At 48.2% G+C, this 17,854-nt stretch carries 12 protein-coding genes; 1 reads left to right on the plus strand and 11 read right to left on the minus strand.

The features are described 5' to 3' along the window. Positions 1-421 precede the first annotated feature (421 nt). The 7 genes from QZ327_RS12395 to QZ327_RS12425 all read right to left on the minus strand — a co-directional run bounded on the left by QZ327_RS12395 (position 422) and on the right by QZ327_RS12425 (position 13,447). Entirely contained in the window at positions 422-2,359 is a 1,938-nt protein-coding gene (locus QZ327_RS12395; protein ID WP_294619739.1) for a trehalase family glycosidase, read from the minus strand. Positions 2,360-2,376: 17 nt separating this feature from the next. Further along, positions 2,377-5,529 (minus strand): glycoside hydrolase family 2 TIM barrel-domain containing protein, encoded by a 3,153-nt coding sequence (locus QZ327_RS12400; RefSeq protein WP_294619740.1) that lies wholly within the window; start codon positions 5,527-5,529, stop codon positions 2,377-2,379. Between the two features lie 21 nt (positions 5,530-5,550). Continuing rightward, positions 5,551-6,156: a lysine exporter LysO family protein gene (locus tag QZ327_RS12405; protein ID WP_294619742.1), complete on the minus strand. Its 606-nt coding sequence runs from the start codon at positions 6,154-6,156 to the stop codon at positions 5,551-5,553. After that, positions 6,153-6,431, minus strand: a complete 279-nt coding sequence (locus tag QZ327_RS12410) for a LysO family transporter (RefSeq protein ID WP_294619744.1) — start codon at positions 6,429-6,431, stop codon at positions 6,153-6,155. Before QZ327_RS12410 ends, QZ327_RS12405 begins: the two co-directional genes overlap by 4 nt. A gap of 101 nt (positions 6,432-6,532) precedes the next feature. Then, entirely contained in the window at positions 6,533-8,143 is a 1,611-nt protein-coding gene (locus QZ327_RS12415) for a RagB/SusD family nutrient uptake outer membrane protein (protein WP_294619746.1), read from the minus strand. Between the two features lie 31 nt (positions 8,144-8,174). Next, the gene (locus QZ327_RS12420) at positions 8,175-11,303 is read right to left on the minus strand and encodes a TonB-dependent receptor (RefSeq protein WP_294619748.1); all 3,129 of its coding nucleotides are present in this window, start codon (positions 11,301-11,303) and stop codon (positions 8,175-8,177) included. A 530-nt stretch (positions 11,304-11,833) separates the two neighbouring features. Further along, positions 11,834-13,447, minus strand: a complete 1,614-nt coding sequence (locus tag QZ327_RS12425) for a tetratricopeptide repeat protein (protein ID WP_294619750.1) — start codon at positions 13,445-13,447, stop codon at positions 11,834-11,836. A 104-nt stretch (positions 13,448-13,551) separates the two neighbouring features. Here QZ327_RS12425 and QZ327_RS12430 point away from each other — a divergent pair, with 104 nt between their 5' ends. Continuing rightward, the gene (locus QZ327_RS12430; protein WP_294619752.1) at positions 13,552-14,157 is read left to right on the plus strand and encodes a ribonuclease HII; all 606 of its coding nucleotides are present in this window, start codon (positions 13,552-13,554) and stop codon (positions 14,155-14,157) included. Between the two features lie 106 nt (positions 14,158-14,263). On the opposite strand, the gene QZ327_RS12435 is transcribed toward QZ327_RS12430, so the two are convergent. The 4 genes from QZ327_RS12435 to QZ327_RS12445 form a co-directional block, all read right to left on the minus strand. Then, on the minus strand, positions 14,264-15,214 hold the full coding sequence (locus QZ327_RS12435; protein WP_366914043.1) for a 6-bladed beta-propeller: 951 nt from the start codon (positions 15,212-15,214) through the stop codon (positions 14,264-14,266). A gap of 131 nt (positions 15,215-15,345) precedes the next feature. Next, entirely contained in the window at positions 15,346-16,500 is a 1,155-nt protein-coding gene (locus QZ327_RS12440) for a 6-bladed beta-propeller (protein ID WP_294619755.1), read from the minus strand. A gap of 15 nt (positions 16,501-16,515) precedes the next feature. Further along, positions 16,516-16,710: an NVEALA domain-containing protein gene (locus tag QZ327_RS14420; protein WP_366143356.1), complete on the minus strand. Its 195-nt coding sequence runs from the start codon at positions 16,708-16,710 to the stop codon at positions 16,516-16,518. 29 nt (positions 16,711-16,739) lie between these two features. Then, positions 16,740-17,795 carry a BF3164 family lipoprotein gene (locus QZ327_RS12445; RefSeq protein ID WP_294619757.1) on the minus strand — a complete coding sequence of 352 codons (1,056 nt, stop codon included), beginning with the start codon at positions 17,793-17,795 and terminating at the stop codon, positions 16,740-16,742. Between the last annotated feature and the right edge of the window lie 59 nt (positions 17,796-17,854).

Genomic DNA, 17,854 nt, shown 5'->3' on the forward strand with positions numbered 1-17,854 from the left:
TAATAAGCATTTGGCGGGGATATTTCGCCCGCCTGCTTTTATCCGTTTGTTCTTCACCGGTCCGTTTCCGTTTGTCCGCTTCCGCCTGTCTGTTTGCGCGGTCTCTCCGGTCGTGTCTCCCCGGTATGGCTGTCGGCTTGTAATTCCTGTCACGATAGGGTATCAAAACTCGACTTCCGGAAACAGGAACTTATAATTTGAAATTTGAGCATGTTAAAAGACAAAAGAAAGGGTCGTATCATTACTCAATGCCGAGCTTGATACGACCCTTTTAAGTGTGATGGTTATAATCTGTAATTTTTGGGAGCGGTCATTTTAGTTTTGACACCCTCTTTGGCTCCTGCAAATGAAGAAGCCGTGGGCAAGACCTTGCCGATAGAGTGGCGACAACCGCGTCGTTTCAGGGGACATCCGGTATCCGCTACTTCAGTTTCTTGCCGTAGTCGTCATACAGCATCAGCAAGTGCGATGAACTCCAGCTGAAGTGCGGGGCTTTCAGCCGCTCGCCTGTGTGTGTGCCATAGTTCTCGTGTATCGGAGCATCCTCTTTCAGGCCGTTCAGGCGGTCGAACACCTGCAGGGTGTAGCGGTCTGCCAGTTCGTCGTAGCCGTAGTTGCGCAGCCCGCGGATGGCAAAGTAGGTCTGGTCCAGCCAGATGGGACCTCGCCAATAGCCGCGCGGGTTGTACTTGGGATTGTCTGCCGCGATGGTCGGGAAGGGGATGTACGTAGAGAATTTGGCAGTGTCACGAAGCATGGGCAGCATGCTGTCTACCTGTTCCTGCGTGGCTATCTCCGTCCATAACGGGGTGTAGGCTTCGCATCCGGGCTCTTCGATGAATGAGCCGTCCTTCAAACGGCGGTCGCAGAAGAAGTTTATCTTCGTGTCGAAGAAATAGCCGGCAACCTTGTCGCTGTAGTCGGGACCGTCGAACGCATTGCCCAGCAGCCCGGCAAACTTTTTCAGCAGCCTGCATTCCAGCGCAAGGTAGGCGTTCAGGTCCACGCTCTCCTGGTTCGTGCTCCAGGCATCCTCGTAACCTTCGTTTTTCAGCATGACGGCGTTGTCAAAGCGGATGGCGTTGTCCATGCCGCTTTCCCAGGCGGCAGCTTCCAGAGTGCCGTCGGTGGAGCCGTACTCGCACATGCCGTTGCGGTTGTGGTCGCGTTTCTTGTACCACCATTTGTAGTACGAGAGCAGTTGCGGATACATTTCCGCGACAAAGGCGGTGTCGCCTGTGTGCGTAAAGATTTCGTCTACCGCCCAGCACACCAAAGGCGGTTTGCTGTCGCGCGCGTTGTTTTCCGACGGGTCGGTGTAGATGCAGTCTATAATCATGCCGTCGGGTTGCTGGTAGTCGAACATGGCACGGATGTTATTCTTTGCCAGCTCCGGGTCGAACTTGGCGGTCCCGGCGCTGAAGCGCCAGCTGTCCCATGCCCAAAAGCCTACAAAGTAGCCTACGGCATGGCTGGGGATGATGCCCTCGTGCAGCAGCCCGCCACGGTGTGTCCGCCAGTTGGAGATAAGCGTTGTCACGGCTTTCACGGCAATGCGGTCGTATTCGGGTTTCATGTCGGTGCGCAGGATTTTCTGCAGATAGCCTTCCCAACGTTCGGAGTTGGCATGCAGGGCTTCTTCCGGATTGTTGAGCAGCGTGGTCACGTTCGGTATGCCGGCAGCCAGCTCCTTTTCGGAGGTGAAGAAGGAGATGGCTACGTCGGTTTCTCCTTTCGAAGGACGCAGCGTGGCGGTGTAGTTGCCGTCAAGGCTTGTCGGGGCGATGTCGGGCGTGAATGTCACAACCACGCTTTCGCCGCCGGAATGACGGGCGATGACCGAGTTCTGCTCCACGCTTACCGTGACATTGCTGCCCCATTGGCTGCCTGTAAATACCAGTCCGCCGGCGTGGTCCGTATGGACGCGCAGCAGGGCGGTGGTGGCATTGACGAAGTTGAGGCGCTGGCTGATGGTGCCTTTGCCGGAATGTGCGGACATATAGAGTTCGCCGGGATAATAACACGTGGAGTCGGGAATAAGGCTCTCGTCGGGGGCTTCGGCAAACCCGACCGTCACGGCAGACTGTGCCATCCATTGACGGCGGAACATGTCAAGGCTGAAAGGGCCGCAGAAACCGTTCACCCATTTCTCCTTTTCGGGCAGCGTGAAGCCCATCCATGAACCGGCATCGGTGAACCAGCCGTAGCATCGGTGCAGGGTATCGGGCGTATAGGCTATATCCAGGATATTGTTGAAGGCGTACCTTCTTTCCGTAGCGTTCCGGCTGTCCGGTTGGCAGGCGGTGAGGCCTGCAACCAGCAGCGGAAGGCAGAGTAAAGATTTTACTTTATGTAGCATGGCTTTGAGTTTTGTTTTTAGAACCAACGTTTATGTGCCTGTTCGGCGGCATCCTGTTCCGCGGTGAGCGGCTGCAGGGTGAAGCTGTATTTCCATTCGTGCGGGGTAATGGTGTATTCGGGATGCGTCTGCGCTCCCCAGGTGTTGTCACCGCCCACGCCCATTTGCAGGTGGTCGATGTTGAGCCACACCATGTCCTTCTTCCGGATGCTGCCGCCATGACGGCGCTCTATTTGCGACGGGCGGTATTCGAGGTCTTCCATAGGGAAGTTCCACGCGCTGACGCTGAGCGGCTTGTCTCCGGTGACAAGCAGGCCGTTTCCATTGGCATCGCGCAAGGCAACCCAGCGCACATCGCAGTGGTTGCCCGTCTCCTGGGCACGTACATACGGGTGGAAAGTGTCCCATACCGTTGATTGGTAGCGTCCGATGAGGGTGCCGCTCTTGCGGTCGGCATAGTTCTCCTGCGGTCCGCGTCCCAGCCAGGACATCATTTCATACTCGGCAGGCAGCACCATGCGCATGCCCAGTCGGGGCATTTCGTTCAGCGGTTTCTTGCCGGGCACGAAGTGCATGCTGACGCGGATGGCGCCGTCGGGGCGTATCTCGTAGACTGTCTGCAGGCGGGAGTCTTGCGCTTCCATGCGGTAGGTGGCGGTGAGCACTGCCAGCTGCTTGCCTTCCGTCAGTTCCAGGTTCTCCAGCCGGGCATCCCGTGCGGCTGTCCGCCAGGTGGCGCAACGGTAAAGGTGTCCGTTGGGGATGTCGTTATCGGTCAGCGGACGCCAGAAGTTGGGTTGCAGTCCTTCTTTTACCATCTCCTTTCCGTTGTAGCTGAGGCTTGTCATTTCGCCGTTGCGGGCGGAGAAGCATACCTGGAAGCTGTTGCCTTTCAGCAGGATGGCGCTGTCGCTGCGTTCTGTCGTGAGCATGCCGCCGGCAGGCTCTACGGTCTTGGCAGCCGGAGCGGCGGGCAGCAACCATTGCTCGACGGCTGTTTCATGTCCTGCCGGCACTAACGGCGCTTCGTGTTTGGTGAAGGCGCGCAAGGTGAGGAAATACTCCTTGCCGTCGGCAGGCAATGTCTTGAGCGGGAGTTCTATGGCGGCGGAGCTTCCCGGGGCTATTGCGGGGAAATCCGTTTCGCCGCTCTGCACGGCTTTGCCGTCACACTCCACTGCCCAGCGGAGACGGTAACCTTCCAGTCCGATGAAGTCGTGCCGGTTGGTCACCTTTATCTTGTTCGGTGTGAAGGCGAGGGGTTCGAAGTGGATGTATTGCAACACTTTCTTCACCTCGTAGATATGCGGATGCGGGGTGCGGTCGGCTGCAACCAGGCCGTTGGCGCAGAAGTTGGAGTCGTTTACCACGCCCACGAAACCCATGTCGCCGCCAAACGCCCAGATGTCGCGGCGGTTGTCGTCCTTGATGGCAAAAGTCTGGTCCACCCAGTCCCAGATGAAACCGCCTTGCAGTTGGTCGTACTTGTAAATCAGGTCCCAATAGTCTTGGAAGTTGCCCACGCTGTTGCCCATGGCATGGGCGTACTCGCAGAGTATCATGGGGCGTTTGTCGCGCTGGTTGACGTGCTGGTGCAGCCGCCAGATGCGTGCATACATGGGGCAGTAGATGTCGCTTTTGGCATTGTAGCCGCCGCCTTCGTATTGCACGGGGCGTGTGGGGTCTGCCTGCTTGGTGTAGTCGTAGAGTGTTTCGAAGTGCTTTCCGTAGCCCGACTCGTTGCCCATGGACCATGTGACGATGGCACTGCAATTGCGGTCGCGGGCAATCATGCGGCTCATGCGCTGCATGAACGGCAGTTCCCAGTCGGGATAGTTGGCAAGCGTTTCGTCCTTGTGGAACATCATTCCGTGGCTTTCGATGTTGGCTTCGTCCACCATGTAAAGGCCGAACTCCGTGCACAGCTCGTACCAGGCGTAGTTGTTGGGATAGTGGCAGTTGCGCACGCCGTTCAGGTTGAATTGTTTCATCAGCCGGATGTCTTGTATCATGGAGGCAACGCTCACGGTACGTCCCTTGTACGGGTCGTGTTCGTGGCGGTTCACTCCCTTGAAGAGCACGGGCTGCCCGTTTATCAGCTGCATGCCGTTCGTCATTTCCACGCTGCGGAAACCGAACAGGTGGGTGAACGACTCCAGCGGTTTGCCTTGCGCGTCGTAGGTGCTGACCACCAACGTGTAGGTGTTCGGCGTTTCGGCATTCCAGGGGCGTGCGTCAGGGAAGAGTTGCTGCCGGGCAAACAAGGTGTCTGTGGCGGAAGTTACGGACTTCTTCCGGTCGTAGATAACCCTGTCCTTGTCCATCACCTTCACTTCCACCGTTTCTCCGGCTTTGGGCTGATGAAGGATGACGTCCAGTTTCAGTTCGCCGTCCTTGTAGCCGTTTACCAGTTCCGCCGTCATGCGGAAATCCTTTACGCGGCTCTGCGGACGGGCATAGAGATAGACGCTCCGTTCGATGCCGCTGTATTTCCAGTAGTCCTGCCCTTCCAGGTAAGAGCCGTCGCTGTAACGGAATACTTTTACGGCAAGCTTGTTGCTGCCTTTTTTCAACAGTCGGGTGATGTTGAAGTGCGACGGCAGACGGCTGTCTTCGGCATATCCGGCAAGTTCGCCGTTCACCCATACATAGTAGGCGGACTCCACTCCTTCGAAATCGAGGAAGATGTCCATGCCTGCCCAGCCTGCCGGTACGGTAAACTCGCGGATGTAGGCGCCTACGGGGTTATAGTCGGTAGGCACGTGCGGCGGGTTGGGTTCGAAGGGATAGCGCGTGTCGGTGTAGATGGGGGCATCGAACCCTTGCAGTTCCCAACTGCCGGGAACTTCTATCTTGCTCCATTTGCGGGTGTTGTATCCCGGTTTGTGGAAGTCTTCGGGGCAAAGTCCGTTGTTCTTCGAGAACAGGAATTTCCAGGTGCCGTCCAGGGAGATACGGCGTTCCGTTGCCGGATTTACGTCGAACCGTACGTCGGCAGGCAGCGAGCGTTGCTTCAATGCGTTGGCTTCGCTGGTAAACGGAGTGAAGTATGCGTGCATCGGCTCCCGGTTTATCTCGTTGACTTGCGGGTTTTGCCACGGCTCGTTGTCTGCCAGGGCACCCGTGCAAAGCAGCGAGGAGAGGAAAAGGGTATAAAGTTTGTTTTTCATGGTTTTTCTTGAGTTATGGGTTTATATCGAACAGAACAGGGTCACCAGAAACGGTACGCTGAAATCGACGATGAAGCCGTGGAATATGGAAACCACCACAAATTGCTGTCCTGCCGTGCGGGTAATGATAGGGAGCGTGGTGTCCATAGTCGTGGCACCGCCGGCGGATATAGGCGCCAGGTTGCCGAACCAGCGCACCAGCAGCGGGGCGGCGAGCAGGGTCAGTATCTCGCGGCTGATATTGGCGAGTAGGGCAATGGTTCCCAGCTCGGCTCCCTTGTATTGGGTGATGAAGATGCTGGAAAGCGAGTAGTAGCCGAACCCTGAGCCTACAGCCAGGCAGTCCGTTAGGGAGCGGTGCGTCAAAATCAGGCTGACGGCTGCGGAACCTGCCAGCGTGCCCAATATGGTCATGACGGGCAGAAACACCAACCGCGGATTGAGCGACCGGAAGTTCTTCAGGGTCTGCGGGTCGTTGCCCACGCTCAGCCCTACGCAGAACATCAGTGCGCAAAGGGCATAGAAGCTGATTTGACTCTCCATGATGAAATCGGCGGGTATTAGGCGGAAAACTCCGCAAAGCGTGCCCAGCACGAAGAATCCCACTATGATAAGGCTTCCTTTCATGCCTTGCCTCCTTCCTTCTTATACAAAGCTCTCCACAATGCCCAAGCAGCGATGACGCTTCCCAAAGTGCCGCCCACGGTGAGTATGATTGCCTCGAGTCCTATGGTGTGCAGCCCTTTGATGATTTGCTCGTTTCCGCCTACTTCGATGCCGAGGATAAACAGCAACAGCCAGATGAGCAGGGTGATGATTTGATGGATTTTCTTTAAGTCACGTTTCCGTAAGAGGTAGCCCAGCAGCATACCTGTGAGCATGAGTCCGATAATAGTGAACATATCTATGTCGTTTTTTTAGTGGCAAAGATAAAGCTTTCAAAGTAAACAAGGCGGCATTGCCGGGGCAAATGCCGCCTTGAAGGATTTATATATAGAAAAGGTTATTCTCCTTCTGCCGTTGCATTTAATGCAGAGTTGGCATTTACTTCCCACAAAGGAATGGGGTAGAATTCGTGCTTGCCTTTCACGAAGCCGCGGCTTCCCACTGTCTCTTCTAACTTACCCCAGCGGCGTAGGTCGAAGAAGCGGTACCCTTCCAACGGGAACTCAATGATACGTTCGTGCTCAATCTGTGCCTTTACGTCTGCCTGACTTGTGCCCGTCATGGCAGGCATGTTACCATGTTTCTGTCGTATTTCGTTTATGATGGGAATAGCCAGTTCGGGATGTCCTTGCTCGTTCAGTACTTCGGCTTTCATCAATAGGACATTTACGTAGCGCATCAGCAGGACGTTGGCTCCGTACACATCGTTCTCCAGGTCTGTTATATCATAAGGGGCAATCTTGCGGAAAGAAGGACGGTCGTAATAGTCTTTTACTCCTTTCTCTTCCAATTCGTCTTCTGTAATCACATTTCCGTTGGCATCAACATATTTACCGTCGGTATTTGTCAGCCATTGCCAGTGCAGGTCCGCATAGTCGTTTCCATAGATTTTTCCGGTACCGTCGTTCCAGAAATCATCCTTGAAGAAAAGTGTATTGTACAGACGTTCGTCATACATACCCGAGAGTGAAGTCTTGCCTTCTTTCTTGAATTCGTTCACCAATTTGGCATCGGGCAGGATTTCGTCCCAGCCACCGGTGCGGTTAGAAAGGATGAAGTAGTGCATCTGCGAGTAGTAGCGCGCGCCGTTTTCGGTAGAGCTGCTGAACTGAACCTCAAAGATAGATTCCTTGCAGTTCTTGTTATGACCATTGAACATGTTAACAAGGTCATCTCCGCTTACTAATTCATATCCTTTCACTTCGTTGAGAGCTTTCAGAGATTCCGTCAGGTGCGCATCTTTTGCAGAAGGTTCTTCGTAGGCACGTGTGAGGTAGGCAAATCCTAAGTAGGAGTAAGCAGTGCCTTTCGTGGCACGTCCTGTTTCAGCATTGGTTCTTGTAGCGGGAAGAGCTGTACCTTTTTGCAACTCATCAATCACAAATTCCCAGCAGGCGATACGGTCGCTTAAAGGCTTGTTCAAATCCGCTTGGTCAGAGAGATATTTGTTGCGGATGATAATCTTTTCCCAGTTCATCAGCAACATGAAGTGATAGTAACCGCGCATGAAGTGGGCTTCGGCTATCAGTTCGGCACGCTTCTCTTCGCTGATGTTGCCTTCGGGCACTTGCGGGGCATATTCCAATATTTGATTGGCAAAGTTGATGCCCCGGTATAAGTCTTTATAGTAATAGGAGAATTGGGTGTTTCCGTTCGTATAAGTGAATTTGTAAATGTCAGTCCAATTCTGATAGTTGATGGCGTCTTCACCGGGATAGAATAAATCGGAACGATACTCTTCTACCGGATAGCGTACTTCACTGGTTGCCCAAGCATCGCCGTGATAGAGCTGTGCATATACGGATGCCATAGTGGCTTGTATTTCGCTTTCTGACTTCCAGAAGTTGCCGGTGGTTACTTCATCGGGCGAAGAAACAGTGAGAAAATCATCGCACGAAGTAGCGGTCATTGCGAGGCAGATGCTTACCAAATATATTAATTTCTTCATGTCTTTTGTTTTTTAGTATTAAGTATAAGATTTAGAATGTAAGTTGTGCGCCTACGGTAAATGAACGGGTAAACGGATAGATGTGGCGGTCTATACCGGTATTCAGCGGACTGCTCGTTGAGAATTCCGGGTCTACACCGTTGTACTTGGTGATGGTGAACAGGTTATCTCCGCTTACGTAGAAACGCAGTTTCTCGATATAGGCTTTTTTCAACAATGATTGTGGCAGGGAATAGCCGATTTGTGCTTGGCGCAGACGTACGAAATTACCATTCTCTAAGAAACGCTCGCTTTCGCGTGAGTTACCGTTGGGGTCATTGTAGATGGCGCGCGGCACATTGGTGTGCGGATTTTCCGGAGTCCATGCGTTTGTCACGGTAGCCAGCATATTGGAAGGTGCGCTCATGGATTCGTAGAAATAACGGTTACCATTGTAGAGCTTGTGACCGAACATGCCGCCGAAACTGAATGAGAGGTCGAAGCCTTTATAGGCACCCGAGAAGTTCAGGTTGGCTTCTACTTTGGGGATGCCGGTGCCGCAGTATTCTTTGTCATTTTCATCGATGACGCCGTCGTTGTTCACGTCCAAGAAGCGGATATCACCGGCTTTAGCATTGGGCAAGAGACGTTTGCCGTCCTTGTTGACGTAAGCAGCAGCTTCTTCATCGCTCTGGAAGATACCACCTGTGCGATACAGGTAGAAACCGCTGATGGGTTTACCCTCTTTGGCGTATGCCGGAATATGGTCGGTGTCCCAAAGCAGACCCGTGGAGGGCAGTGATTGACCTTGATCTGCCAATTCCACTACTTTGTTCTTGGTGGTAGAGAAATTGAAACCTACATTGTATTCGAAGTCTTTCACTTTGTCGCTCCAGTTCAATTCCAACTCTATACCGTTGTTACGTATTTTGCCTACGTTCAGGATAGGGTTCTCGTAACCTGCGGATGGAGAGAGTCGCTTGGTGATAAGCAAGTCTTCCGTTTGGTTGACATAGTAGTTGATGCTACCGGTCAGGCGGTTGTTGAACATACCGAGGTCGAAACCAATGTTCTTCGTGTCGGTGGTTTCCCATTTCAGGCTACGGTTTTCCATAGCCCATGAAGCTGCACCTTGCCAAGCACTGTTTCCGCTACCTTGTATGTAGCCTCCTTCCCAGCGGTTACTACGTGAGATAAGTGCCTGAAAGTCGTAGTAGCCTAATGCGTTCTCATTGCCGAGACGTCCCCAGCTGGCGCGGAACTTCAAGTTGTTTATAAAGAAATCTTTCGGGTAGAAAGTCTCTTCACTGATTCTCCAACCAAGTGCTATGGAGGGGAAAGTTCCCCAACGGTTGTTTACACCGAATTTGGAAGAACCGTCACGGCGTACAGTGGCTTGGAACAAATATTTACCGGCAAAAGAATAGTTTACACGACCGAAGAAAGAAGCGCGGTTGTATTTGTAATTGCTGCCGTCACCTGTGAATGTTCCGCCTATACCGGCATCAATGGTGCTGAAAGTAGGATCGAGGAAACCGGCAGGTTCGTCGCGTGAAGCAAGGTTTCCGTTTTCATCTACATAATACTTAGTGCTTTTACCCTCTACACCTACACCGTTATCGGTATATTTGGTGGTGGTAATAGACGAGCCGAGCATAGCCGATACGTTGTGTTTGCCAAATTCTTTGTTAAAGTTCAGTACATTATCTATTACTTGCTCTTCCCAATAATAAGTGCCTTCGTAGCTGTAGGGATAAAGATTGGGGTTTTGGGCATTCGAGATATAGTCCGGGCGATGTGAATTGTAGCGGTAGTGAGTGCCGCGATAGGCATAGCTGGTTTTGAAGTTCAGGTAGTCGGTGATTTTCACTCCTACCGATACATTGGCGTTAGTATAGAACTTTTTGGTGGCTGCATCTTTGAAGTGATGGTCTGCCATTACGTTATTGGCAGCCGGCAGTTTTTGCGTGGCTGTCAGGCCGAAACCGTACTTCTCGTTTTCATCATAAATAGGCAGTAGAGGGGAGCAACCGTACATTTCGCGTAAGCTGTATTGGGTCTGTCTGCTCTTGGTATAGCGCAAGCTTAGGTTGGCATCAATGTCGAAGATGTATTTGCTCATGTGCATCTTCATGCGGGCATTGTCTTGTCGGTAGTCATTACCGAGGAAGATACCTTTGTCATCGGAATGGTTGTAGGATACGGAGTATTGCGCCACATCACTGCCGCCACGTACACTGAACATATAGTTCTGCGAAAGTCCTGTACGCATCATTGCGTCTTGCCAGTCGGTATCCACACCGGTATCGGTGGTGCAATATTCGGGAACAAGCATCGGATTTTGTTCATTCTCTGCGTTGTAGTTGTCAAACATCGCCTTGATAGTACTCTTATACTGCTCTGCATTCACCATTTCCAGTTTGTTGGCTACGGTGGTCATGCTCAGGTAGGTGTTGAAGTCGATGTGCGTTTCGCCCTTCTTGCCGTTTTTGGTGGTGATGATGATTACGCCGTTGGCGGCTACCGAACCGTAGATGGCTGCGGCGGCACCGTCCTTCAATACTTCCATGGACTGGATGTCCTGCGGGTTTACGTTGTCGATGTCGCCGGGGAAGCCGTCGATGATGTAGAGTGGCTCGTTGCTGCCGAAAGACTTCACGCCACGGATTTTTACGGATACGCCCGCACCTGCGTTACCGCCGGACTTCATGATGTTTACACCGGCAATCTTGCCTTGCAAAGCTTCTGCGGGGTTGGTGGTGGCGCGTTTGGTCAGTTCATCGGTGTCTACCGAAGTGATGGCACCCGTCATGTCGCTCTTCTTCATGGTGCCGTAGCCGATAACGACCACTTCGTCCAGCATTTCGTTGTCTTCTGCCAAGACAACTTTCAATGTCTTACGGCCGTTGAGCGGAATTTCCTGTGTTGTATAACCCACATAAGAGATAATGATTGTTGCGTTGGGCGATACGGTTAATGAGAATTTACCGTCGATGTCTGTGATAAGACCGTTGGTAGTTCCTTTTTCCAGTACACTGGCTCCGATCACTGTCTCGCCGGATGTGTCGGTTACTGTACCTGTCAGCTGGATGCTTTGTGCCCATGTACATGCGGGCAACATAAAAGCAAAGAAAAGAAGCAACTGAATCGTTCTTTCTTTAAAAGCATTACTTTTACTCATGTGAATAAGTTTTTAAGGTTAATATGGTTGGTTTTTCGTTGCCAAATTAAGTTGATATTACCCGGCTATGCTAATAAAGATTGTCTACAAGCGGTCTACAGACAGGCTGTTTTTGTCTGTTTTATTATCTACATGCTTGTTTGTAATATGTTGGTAATTAATTGTATTACCGGATATATATATCTACAAAACGGTATGCTCGGTTTTATGGCATATAGTAGAAAATATAGAGAAGGAAAACCGGCGTTATTGTCTCCTATAGTGAGATAGTTGATATTAAGAGCCTGTTTAAATTTTCTTCAAAAAGTTTTTCTTTAGCTTCCTTTGAGCGTTCTTTCCGGTCTGTATTCCTCTTTTTATTCGTCACATAGTCCGCTATGCTCCTCATAAAAAGCAGAAAAACATCCTCGAAAAGAACGCTCAAAATAATGCTGAACAAAATTTAAACAGGCTCTAAAAGAGGGTATAAGATCTGTCCGGTTTGCCTTACGGATGTTCCGCAAAACTCCTTGTGATATATTCCCTTGTTTTTATACGTTTTGCAGATAGTCCGTCAGGTCCTCTTCGGAAGATAAGTTCAGGGATTTGCGCAGGCGATAGCGGTTCATGTTGATGGTTTTGGGAGTGGTGCCCGTCAGCATGGCTATTTCTTTGGTGGAGAGGTTGACGCGCAGGAGGGTGGCAAGATGTTTTTCTCCCTGTGTCAGTTTGGGATGTAGCGTGACGAGCCTTTGCAGGAATTCGTTGTTTTTGTCTTCGATGTTAAGTAGCAGGTTGGTGTTGTCGCCGTTCTGATACTGTTTGATGAATGAATTGATTTTTTTCAGGTGCGAAACCACTGCTTGGGCATCCATTTTATACCCTTCTTTTATCATTTCGCGTATTTTATCCAACAGCTCGTTACGGCTTTTCAGGAATACGGCAAAGCTTGTGGCTTCCTGCTGGCTTGCTTGCAGGGCATGCTGCACGTTTTGCAGTTCCAGTTCCTGCTGGTGCAGTTTCAATTCGGATACTTCGCGTTCGGATAGCTGGAGCTGGTAGCGGGCTTCCACCAGTTGATGGTCTTTCTTGCGTTTATACCATTTATATAGGAAAATCCAGAAAGCGATTCCCAAAATGAGCACGCTGCTCACGAGCCACAGGTTCCGTTTCAGGAGTTCTATCTCGTAGGTCTGCTCTTGCATTTCGGTGGCATATTTCTGGTCTTGGTATCTTTTGTAGGAGATTTCCTGCTCGATGTTGCGCAGTTTGTTGCTGCTTTGGAGCCTTTTGCTCAGGGCGTACATCATGCTGAGGTATTTGAACGCCTGGTCGTAATTGCCGATGGCGGCATACACTTGGGACGAGTATTCGTAATTGTCGCAAATCAGTTCGCGCGCGCCGATGTTGTGGGCATATTCATAGGCTTTCTGCAACGCTTCCAGTGCTTTGGAGTATTGTTCGCCGAAGTAATATTGCTTGCCCATGTTGTTGTAGTTCTCGCCTAAGGACCATTGTGCGTCCAGGTTCTTGTTGATGGTGATGGCTTCGCGTATGAGTTTCAATTTTTCGTCGGTGTCTCCCTGATACAGGCATAGGTTGCTCAGGTTGGTGGCAATGCCTTTCAGGTTGCGCTGTGCGCGGTTGATTACCAAAGCCCGCCGGAAGAACCCTTCGGCAATCAGGAATTCATTGAGCAGATAGTGCATGACGCCGCGCTCGTTGTAACAACCGGCTATGGAGATTGAGTCTCCCAGCACCTTGAAGATGGAGATTGCCTTGTCGTTCAGTTCGATTGCCTTGTTGTAGTCGCCCAATTTGCCGTATACCCGTCCCATGAGCGAGTAGAGTTGCGCATGTTGCGGCTTGTTCGACGGGTGGATGTATTTCTCCGTGTCATACAGGTTCTTGATGCTCATGTCGAAGTTACCCAATAGCTGTTCTGCCTGGCTTTGCAGCAGCATGGCATGTGCGCGTATCTCGTTGGGTTCGTTTTCCGGAAATAAGATTGCCGCCTGTCCTGCATAGTAGGAGGCTTGCTTGGGGGCATTGAACAGGGCTTTTTGTGCTTGCTCGATAAAGTTCCGCGCTTTCTCCAAGTCTTGTGCCTGTAGAAGTATGTTGGGTAAAAAACAGATAAAGAAAACGGCAAAGTGTTTTTTCATAAGGGTTTCTTCTTTTTGCAAATCTAATAATTTTTGTTTAAAACTCTCGTTTGCCTGTGAAAAGATTTATCTTTGTGTCTTTGTCTGTCCTAACGTAGTGATATATGCTGTTACCTTATTTGAATAAAGAACTGATAGAGGCGGGTTGTGATGAGGCGGGGCGCGGTTGCCTTGCCGGTGCGGTCTATGCCGCTGCCGTTATCCTGCCCCGGGATTTCGAGAACGACCTGTTGAATGACTCCAAGCAACTGACCGAGAAACAACGGTATGCCTTGCGTGAGGTCATTGAGAAAGAGGCGCTGGCATGGGCGGTAGGAGTGGTCTCTCCTGCGGAGATTGACAAGATAAATATCCTGAACGCTTCTTTCCTTGCCATGCACCGCGCCGTAGACCGGTTGCAGTTGCGTCCGCAGCATCTGCTTATCGATGGTAACCGCTTCAGGAAGTACCGGGATGTTCCGCACACCACCGTTGTGAAGGGTGACGGCAAGTATCTGTCCATTGCGGCGGCATCCATCCTTGCCAAGACTTATCGTGATGATTATATGAATCGGCTGCACGAGGAGTTTCCCTGTTACGATTGGAACCGGAACAAAGGATATCCCACGAAGAAGCACCGTGCAGCTATTGCCGAACGGGGAACGACTCCTTATCATCGCATGACTTTCAATTTGCTGGGCGACGGGCAGTTGTCGTTGAATTTCGGATAACGGTTGCGCTTCGTGACGCATGCCGTTGGCGGACATTCAAGTCCGCCATAAGTTACATTTACAGTATTCTTTAGTGCCATAATGAAAATGCTTCGAAACAATTTCTTTAGCTTTCGAATGCGATTATCCGCTCATGCGAAACACAAAATGTAGAATACATCCGACCGGGCATTTCCAGCAGTTCATCCCACTTTATCTGAGGGAACAAAGAGAAAACCGCTATCCGATTCATAGCCATTCCGTTACCATTATCCGACACAAGCAGCAGATATAGTTTATCCTCATATATACAAGCATCCTCGCAAATAATTCCATAACTATTGCTATCTTGAACTTTTCTCTCCCATTGTAAAAGTGTCCTCTTTACCATCGGAATGTCAGAATAATCATAAACTTCCACCCGATTCTTTTGCCTGTCATACTTCTCTATTTGCGGCATATTGTCAGACACAGCCACATATCCGTCTGCAGTCTCCAATAAATAACGCCCGTTTCTCAGTTTATCCTGGCTGGTGTATTCAAAGCGATAGCGTTCCCCAAAAAATGAAACATCACCATCCGACAAATCCAGATGGGCGAATGCCCCCGCATCGGCACTCGTTGAAATATCCATCTTGTCTCCGTCACTCAGTAAAAAATGATAACCAATCATCAACCTGCTTTCCAACGGAAGCGGATACTTGGTGCAGATATTTCCTTGCAAATCATACGCCACCAACTTACCGCATCCTCCATCCAATGCATACAAAGTGTCATTCTTTAATGTAAACTGAGACAAATTGCACAATTCATCCGGTCCTTCGCCCGAAGTCCCGATGAATGTTTTCAATTTCCAGCCATCGACATCCATACATACAATGCGATTGCGGTATTTGTCAATAAAGAAAATATCTCCTTCTTTTGATATCATATTCTTCACCTTTGCAAGGAATAGTGTGTCGGATAACTCCGACACACTTGATATACGCGCCACCTTTTTGACCCTGTCTTCTCTATTGCTACAAGAAAACAAAATCAGGAATAAGGTAATTATACCAATTACTCTATACATAATCATTTAGCATTTAACACGACGTTTTTACACCATCGCATTTATGATTATCCACATAACTCCCCACTTTGACTACTGCCATGCTTATTATCCTCTCAAAAGAATAGAGCAAACTATTAAAACAACAATATATTTCATCAATGAATCGGATTTAAGCTATAAAAAACAAGGATAGGATTATTCTCTTCTGATGTGTTATCCAACAAATCCATCAGGCACTTGTCTTTTATCTTTCCCTTGGTTACATCAAACGGATTAATGATACCCACAAACAGGTCGTTAAAAGTTGCTACAGGTAACGGGAAACAGCTGCCAAATCCCAAATCATCCACAATCATATCGCTTTTAACATTAACTGTCTTATTCTCCTTCTTATCCCAAACCGACAAGTATAAATCTCTTTTTATATAATATTTCACAGCTAACGTCCGAGCGGTTTCATAGACATAAATAAGTCTAATCCACTCATTATCGCCTGTTAATATTTCCCTCATCGCTTCCCCCGAATTATCATACTTTTGAAACAGTTCAACAGGGGGGAATCCCAGTTTTCCCCAAGAGAACTCATAACAATTATTCAAAGAATTATCTTTCAATTCATAAATCCGGTTACTAAAATGAGGGTAAGTTCTTACATGCCCATTCAATAAATAAAAATTGGCAGAGTATCCATGAAGAATTTTGCCAGTTGGAGGAGCATCATACAAAGTACGAATTACGGTTCCATCACTGTCAGCCATAATAAATTGCTTCCCTCCAAAAACATCTTTTTGTCTTGAAGGATAATAATATATATATGCTTCTTGACCCGGTATTACTGCAAAGGACAACGGCGAAGGAGCAGGAAGTGTGATGTTGCCTGCAAAATCTAAATTATCCAAACGGTATTTCAACAACCTGTTCAGTTGTCTATCCAAAATCAAAACATATCCACGTTTGTCAATCCAAAAAGAATGAGGAGATATAAACTCTCCCGGTCCATTTCCACTGCCTTCCAACTTCATGACAAATTTTCCATCTATGCCAAACACATTAAACGTATTCATCTTGTCATCAAGTATATATATATGGTCTTCACTAACTTCCATTTGACCTATATGTCCCAATAATGATTTCTCCGAAGATTCCAATGCAACATAAGATTCTACAGACATTAACTTTGTAGCAGCTGTCTGCTTCAAGTTTCCAAAATCAACAAACTCTTCAGCCGTACTTGCTTCATTGGGTTTGCCACAACTTATTAATGAAAATATAAGGCTGACAGAAAAAATGTAAATAAGCGGTCTTATCATCTTTCAATATCCAATTTATATTAATAAAAAGTGTTGATAGCTTAACAATATCTGAAAAGCTATCTCATCATTAGCCAACGCTTCCACATTATCCAACATCAAATCCGACATTACATCCGTTTTCTGATTTGTATCAATTGTTCTATTTCCTCTTTTCTTGTATCCGAACAAGAAGCAAGAAAACACAATAAAGATAAAACATGGAAACATAGCATCCTATTCATAATAACATAGTACCATTAATTTAATAAATCAAAAGCAACCAAAGTAGGTTCCGGCATATTAGAAAAAGCATATAACTTTCCATTGGCAACACTAATATTAGTAACTGGAATGTCCAATAAAAACTTTTGAACCGGCGTTCCATTCCAATCATAAACATAAACAATATTCCCTTCCAATGCTTTCAAACCTTTATCAGAAAAACTATATCCAGCGTATAACAGATAAACAAAATCATCCGTAGCAGATAGACTTATAAATGTCTTTCTATTATCAGGAGCCATTGGAGCAGAACGAGTATCTCCTTTCATGCTTACCTGATATTTCGGGTAATTAAATTCATACTTACATTTTAATGACAGTTCTTTCTGATTTATTTCATAGAAAAAAATTATATCAGCAGAACTTACTGCATAAACAAACTTATCATTGGAAGGATTAATTCCCAACAAGCCCTGATATGCCATGCCACGCATCCTATTTTCAATACTTCTCTCATCTTCATCTTTATACGGATACTCTCCATAAGAACTTACACCATTCCTATCACATAACTTAAACATACAATCCGGATAAAATCCTAATGTAACAAAAGATGTAAATCTTGTAGGAAGAATTTTTATTGTACTCGGCACAGTATCCTTATAAAGTATCGGATAGTCAAGATTGTCCTTATGTTTTAATCTATCCGGGTTTAATAAACACAAACTTTTTTTTGCAAAATCAAAAATAGACAACGCGGTATCACCTACTACTTGAAAATCAAAGGGCATAATAAACTCATTATTACCCTGTCCTTTGTGCCCAAAGTCTATAACTTCATTTTTGTTATGACAATCAACAATATGAAACATTCCATTTTCAAGTTTCTCGTCAAAAACAAAAATCATTGAATCCAAACATTGCATAGCCAACGGATGCCCCCATATATAGTCATCGGCTATAGTAGCCGCATGCCTCAAACTATCACATTTCTGAAAAGCATAATCTATTCCTCTTTCTTGAACTGTAGTTAAAGAACACGATGACACTAACCATAACATCAATATTACTAATATTATATTCACTCTCATCTTTTCAAATAATATTTTATAATAACCGGATTATCATCCTCTTTCAAATGCTCCATAAT

It is taken from the genome of uncultured Bacteroides sp. (assembly GCF_910578895.1).
In the GTDB taxonomy this organism is placed as follows: Bacteria; Bacteroidota; Bacteroidia; order Bacteroidales; family Bacteroidaceae; genus Bacteroides.

Excerpts from the sequence above, each read along its gene's own strand:
- QZ327_RS12395 (WP_294619739.1), bottom strand. The coding sequence starts at position 2,359 with ATGCTACATAAAGTAAAATCTTTACTCTGCCTTCCGCTGCTGGTTGCA.
- QZ327_RS12400 (WP_294619740.1), bottom strand. The coding sequence starts at position 5,529 with ATGAAAAACAAACTTTATACCCTTTTCCTCTCCTCGCTGCTTTGCACG.
- QZ327_RS12405 (WP_294619742.1), bottom strand. The coding sequence starts at position 6,156 with ATGAAAGGAAGCCTTATCATAGTGGGATTCTTCGTGCTGGGCACGCTT.
- QZ327_RS12410 (WP_294619744.1), bottom strand. The coding sequence starts at position 6,431 with ATGTTCACTATTATCGGACTCATGCTCACAGGTATGCTGCTGGGCTAC.
- QZ327_RS12415 (WP_294619746.1), bottom strand. The coding sequence starts at position 8,143 with ATGAAGAAATTAATATATTTGGTAAGCATCTGCCTCGCAATGACCGCT.
- QZ327_RS12420 (WP_294619748.1), bottom strand. The coding sequence starts at position 11,303 with ATGAGTAAAAGTAATGCTTTTAAAGAAAGAACGATTCAGTTGCTTCTT.
- QZ327_RS12425 (WP_294619750.1), bottom strand. The coding sequence starts at position 13,447 with ATGAAAAAACACTTTGCCGTTTTCTTTATCTGTTTTTTACCCAACATA.
- QZ327_RS12430 (WP_294619752.1), top strand. The coding sequence starts at position 13,552 with ATGCTGTTACCTTATTTGAATAAAGAACTGATAGAGGCGGGTTGTGAT.
- QZ327_RS12435 (WP_366914043.1), bottom strand. The coding sequence starts at position 15,214 with ATGATTATGTATAGAGTAATTGGTATAATTACCTTATTCCTGATTTTG.
- QZ327_RS12440 (WP_294619755.1), bottom strand. The coding sequence starts at position 16,500 with ATGATAAGACCGCTTATTTACATTTTTTCTGTCAGCCTTATATTTTCA.
- QZ327_RS14420 (WP_366143356.1), bottom strand. The coding sequence starts at position 16,710 with ATGTTTCCATGTTTTATCTTTATTGTGTTTTCTTGCTTCTTGTTCGGA.
- QZ327_RS12445 (WP_294619757.1), bottom strand. The coding sequence starts at position 17,795 with ATGAGAGTGAATATAATATTAGTAATATTGATGTTATGGTTAGTGTCA.